Source organism: Aquabacter spiritensis, assembly GCF_004346185.1.
In the GTDB taxonomy this organism is placed as follows: Bacteria; Pseudomonadota; Alphaproteobacteria; order Rhizobiales; family Xanthobacteraceae; genus Aquabacter; species Aquabacter spiritensis.
Genome location: NZ_SMAI01000035.1, coordinates 1 through 4,900, shown reverse-complemented (window position 1 = coordinate 4,900; position 4,900 = coordinate 1). Strand labels below are relative to the sequence as shown.

Sequence of the window (4,900 nt, the reverse complement as noted above, 5' to 3'; positions counted from 1 at the left end):
TGTCAGTTTTCCGCAAAGCGAAGACTGGGGGTGATCGGTGACTGATCTTCCCCTTAAAGCGGAGACTCGTTTTCCCTTAATCGTAGACTGGAGCAACGGTCAGTCTCCTCTTTGGGCGCCGCGTCCGCTTCGGCCAGGGGCCGTGCCGACGCAGCATCGCCTGAGCGACGTGGGCGGTGATCTCGACGCCGAAGCGGCCGCGTGCCTCGTTGACTACCCGGTTGCAACGCCAGCGCGGGCCATGCGGCGAGGCGGCGCCGATCCAGTCGATCAACTCCCTGGCCTGAGGCTCGGTCAGGTATTGCCATCGCGGCCGTTCCAACGCGGCGTCGAGGCCGTCCTTCGCACCGCGCCGCAGCCAGATGTAGAGCGTGCGAGCCATCACGCCCGCGGCCTCGGCGGCAACTTCGACCGGCAGGCCGTCGCGCACGTCGGAGAGCGCCAGAAGGCGCTGGCGGCGATGGGGCAGACGTTCCAGCTTCGCCATTGCGCGCAGGTCGGCACCGGTCTCGGGCAAGCTCTCGATCCAGGCACGCCACCATCCGCGATCGGGGCTGTGCTTCTGATCCGGCCATGCGCCAAGCAGCACGGCCTCGACCTCGGCGCGCTCGTGCTCGGCAAGGTGCGGCCAGCGCCGCATCTGGCGACGGGGCCGCGAAGCGCGCAAGACCGCGAACGCAAGCTGGGTGTGACGCGGCCAGGCGTCGAGCATCCAGGCCAGGATCGACAGCCCGTCCGCGCCCTCACTCGCGCTACCGAACGGCTGGCAGTCGAAGTCGCACTCGATCCGGGCGAACAACTGTTCCCTGGCCCTCGGCTTGGTGTCGAACCATACGATTCCCAGCATCGCGTCGAACAGCGCCACCGCCATCGGCCAGTCGAGCGCGATCATGTCGGGCAACGCGATCACACCGTTGGGGCGATCGTCCAGCAGCCGCTGTTGCAACCGGACCATCGACTCCGGCGCGGGTCGATAGGGCGCGCGGGCGAGCTGGAACGCGCAGCGCGTGCATCGCTCCGGCGCGAAGTGAGCGCTGGCACCGAGCGACGGCAGCCGCAGCTTCGCGCCGCACTCGGGGCATATGCGAACGAGGATTGCGCGATGGCGCGCGCAGGCGCCAACCCATCCGATCGTCCAGTCGCGCCGGATATACGGGATGTCGTCCTCGGCGAGACATTCCGGGCAGATACCGATGCGGCGCGTTTGCTGCGATGGGCTGGCGGCGGTGAACCGCTGGCGGCCGAACCGCTCGGGCACCGCGTCGTCCCGTCCCGGGCCCGGCCAGTCCAGCAGGGTGAGCGACCGGATGCGGTCGGCCGCCACACCCGTTCCGCGCGCGATTGCTGCGATCACCAACGGATCAGGCTTGCGCCACCATTCGGGATCGGCCGTCAGGTCGGCCTCCCGATCGCCGAACAGCAGCGCCTCGGGCGCGATGCCGAAGGGCGCCGCGTAGCGCAGCAGCCACGATCCGAGCGCCTCGCCGGGAAGCGGCATGGTCCGCGCCGGCAGGACCGGCGCGTCCGGCTCGGCCGCGTCGAGCAGCTCCACCATGAACAGATCAGCCGGCACGACGCCGCTCCGTGGGAGGCATGAACCCGATGCTGTCGATATCCTCGATCCTGATGCGCTCAGCGCCCGAGGTGACCGCCTCGACCGCGGCCATCGTCACGATGCTGACCACTTCGCCCAGAATGCCCTCGGCCGCTGTCAGCAGCTTCTGCGCGAACGCCGGCTCCTCCAACCTCGATGGCTCGCGCAGCGGCAGCATCGCTTCCAGCGTGTTGAGCAGCCGTAGATATTCGGAACCCGCCGTCCAGGGCGGCAGGCTGAACGGCGTGAAGCGGTTGGCGAGTTGGTCGTCGCTCTGGATCGCGCGCAACGCCTCGGCCGTGCCCACCGCGATCAGCGGTATCTGCAACTCGTTGCCGAGCCAGCGCAGCAGATTGAGGAACCGCCGCTGCTGGTCGCGCGAGCCGGACAGGATGTTGTGGACCTCATCGATCACCAGCATCCGCACGTTGGTTGCACGCAGCATCCGCATCGCCATATCCTGTTTGGCGGCGAGCCGGTCGTTGCTGCGGTCGGGTGCGCCCAGTGCCTCCAGGACAGCCGCGAAGAACCGCTTTTCGTCGGGCGCCGGCGGCATCTGCACCTTCAGCACCGGCACCGCGACCGCGCTATCGTACCGGTCCATGCCGGAGCCCGGCAGATGGCTGCGTCGGAACTTCTCGACGATCATCGTCTTGCCGTTGTTGCTCGGCCCGACCAGCAGCAGGTTCGGCATCCGCGTCCGCTTCGGGAACGTCAGCAAGTCCTCCATCGCCGCCAGGGCGGCTTCCGCCCGTGCATAGCCGATCCACCGATCGGTGCGGATGCGCCGGATGCGCAGCTCCGCCGCAGCGTCCGCCAGCGGACGGACCTGTGGGAACAGGTGCGGATATGGTGCGTCCGTCACGACCATTCCTCCACATTGGAGAACACGCGCTGGTCGGCGGGAAGCGGCTCCAGCGTGACGACCGGGCGGGCCTGGGCGACCGGCGCGGCGAGCACCACGTCCTGCCGGGGACGTCGCTCACGCTGCCGCCGGGCGATCTTGCTGGCTGCGCTCGCCCGGTCGGTGATCCCGCGCATGGCGTCGATCGCCGCGAAGATCGCTTCCTCGTCGATCGCGGCCTTGCCTTCCTCGCGCAGCCGCCGGAGCGCCAGGCGGTGCTCCCACAGGCTGATCGGCGGACGCCGCAGATCGCGATAGCTCAGGTCGTAATAGCGCCCGTCAGGTGCGAGCAGATGCACGCGACTGAGGTCGCGCGGATCATAGCGGACGATCATCCTTTCGCGCTCGCCCACCCAGGTGTGCAGCACATCGGACCAGTAGCCGATCGAGTGCAGGAACACGCCCTCGCGCCGGACAAGGCGGCGCTCGAGTGGCAGGAAGTCGATCAGGAACCGGCGCGGATCGGCCACGGCGACGGGTGCGCCGCGTCCGGGATGCGTCTCGTCGCCGACAAGCCCGCGCTCCCAAGCGACGAGCGGCGTGGTGCCGACACCGCGATGCAGATCGCGGTGATAGACGCCGACGATGGCGTGAGCCAGCCAGCGCTCGATCTCGCCGAGCGTCATCGCCGCCCTGCCTTCGGGATTCCAGTCGCCCTTGGCGCGCACGTCCGAGAAGGTCGTGCCAGGCAGCAGGTGGACCTTGCCCATCATCGTGCCGATCAGCCGTTCGATATGGCCGCCATAATGCGGCGTCCGCACCGGCCGATAGTCCACGGCGACACCGTATTGCTCACAGCCGCGCCGCAGCGCCTCGGAGTGGAACTCCTTGGCGTTGTCGAGGTGCAGCCGCTCGGGCACGCCCTCGACCGGCCATTCGCCGGCGACCTCCCGCGCCATGAGCCAGCCCGCCTTGGGCAAGGCGGCGTGCGCCAGGCACAGCGCCACGGATGTCGCCGAGGGCGGCTCCAACGTCAGATGGAAGCCGGCGACGCAACGCGAGTGGACGTCGATCGCGAGCGTCAGCCACGGCCGCTGGATCGGTTGCCGCTTCACGCTGTCGACAGCGATCACATCGACCAGCGTGTGGTCGATCTGTACCAGCGCCAGCGGCCAGGGCGCATCGAGCGAGCCGGTTGCGGGCGCGAACCGATCGCGCGCGGCCTTGCGGCCGGCACGCTTCGCCAGAACCTCCTTCGGAGCGCGCTGGTCGATCCGCTTCTGGACCGTCTTGCGGCTGGGGCGCGGCAGGCCGAGCGTCCAGCAGCGCCGGCGGATCTCGGTGACGAGATCGCTCACCCGCACCCGCTGGCGTGTCAGGAACGTCTCGTCGATTGCGGCCTGGATCACCTCGTCGACCTCGGCCGCGAGCACGAGATCGCCGCTGCGGCGTCCGCGCCGGCCCGGCAACATGCTCGTGACGCGCGGATCGGCCTGGTAACGGGCCAGCAGCTTGTAGACGAACGATATGTCGAAGCCGAGCACGGCCGCCGTCGCCTCCGCGTCGGCGCGAGTGCGGTCGGGCAACTCGGCGAACGCGCGGATCGCCGCATGGCGCCGTCGCGCTTCCAGCCAGTCCGCCGCCGGCACCCCGGTCAGATCGGGCGTACCAGTGACGTTCATGATGCCCTCACCACCGTGTCGAAGGCGACCGGCCGGCTCAGGTCGGCGACCAACGCGCCTCTTGCGAGCAGCCGCCACACCGCGCCAAGCGCCTGCACCCGATCCTGCGACGCCGCGCTGACGATCGCCCCGAAGGTCGGCTCCGCAAGCGACCGCGCCGCCATCATCGCCTGTTCCGCAACCGCGGTGTCCAGCGGCGCACCGCGTAGCGGCAGTAGGCGACGGGCATGGTCGAGCAACGGCCCCCGGATGCCGCTTTCGGTGACGATCCTGAACCGGCCTCCGTCCTGCACGGCGACGCGTCGCGCGGCGGCGAACGCCGGCCTCAGCCGCTGCCATTGCGCACGCAGGTCAGCCCGATACTTGATCTCGACCAGTTCGCTCCGGCCATCGCTCCAGGCGACATGGAAGTCGGGCGTGTATCGCCGGGACTGGCCCTCGGCGTCGAAGCGAATGGTGATCGGCTGCGACCTTACCGTCGCGCCGGCATCCGCGAACTGCGCGAGCATCACGAAGTCCCGTTCGAGCGCGCTCTCGTGCTCGATCGCCTCTCCGTCGAGAGGCTGGAAGCCGGTCACATGCGACCGGCGGCTGAGTGGGATGCGTCTCATCAGCTTCCCCGACTCGCGGTCGTTCAAGGCGACCATACACCCAGATGTGGGGGTCAGTCGACGCTTTAAGGACCAAATCTATGATTCAAGGGAAACCGGACCATGCGCAAGAGTCCAGAAAGACTCAGCTTTCTCCGCCGACCAGACTCCACTTCAAGGGAAAGCGACA

4 protein-coding genes are annotated in these 4,900 nt (G+C 68.8%); all 4 read right to left on the bottom strand.

Annotation, left to right across the window (positions count from 1 at the left end):
- Window positions 1-76: 76 nt before the first annotated feature.
- From EDC64_RS23260 to EDC64_RS23245, 4 genes are read right to left on the bottom strand one after another with little or no spacing between them, the layout of a single operon-like run.
- Window positions 77-1,573, bottom strand: a complete 1,497-nt coding sequence (locus tag EDC64_RS23260) for a TniQ family protein (protein WP_132036239.1) — start codon at window positions 1,571-1,573, stop codon at window positions 77-79.
- A complete protein-coding gene (locus tag EDC64_RS23255; RefSeq protein WP_132036237.1) occupies window positions 1,563-2,465 on the bottom strand; it encodes a TniB family NTP-binding protein in 903 nt (300 codons plus the stop codon). The genes EDC64_RS23260 and EDC64_RS23255 overlap by 11 nt, the downstream gene beginning before the upstream one ends.
- Window positions 2,456-4,087 carry a Mu transposase C-terminal domain-containing protein gene (locus tag EDC64_RS23250; RefSeq protein ID WP_245504863.1) on the bottom strand — a complete coding sequence of 544 codons (1,632 nt, stop codon included), beginning with the start codon at window positions 4,085-4,087 and terminating at the stop codon, window positions 2,456-2,458. Before EDC64_RS23250 ends, EDC64_RS23255 begins: the two co-directional genes overlap by 10 nt.
- Window positions 4,088-4,116: 29 nt before the next feature.
- The gene (locus tag EDC64_RS23245; RefSeq protein WP_245504862.1) at window positions 4,117-4,758 is read right to left on the bottom strand and encodes a TnsA endonuclease N-terminal domain-containing protein; all 642 of its coding nucleotides are present in this window, start codon (window positions 4,756-4,758) and stop codon (window positions 4,117-4,119) included.
- Window positions 4,759-4,900: the final 142 nt, after the last annotated feature.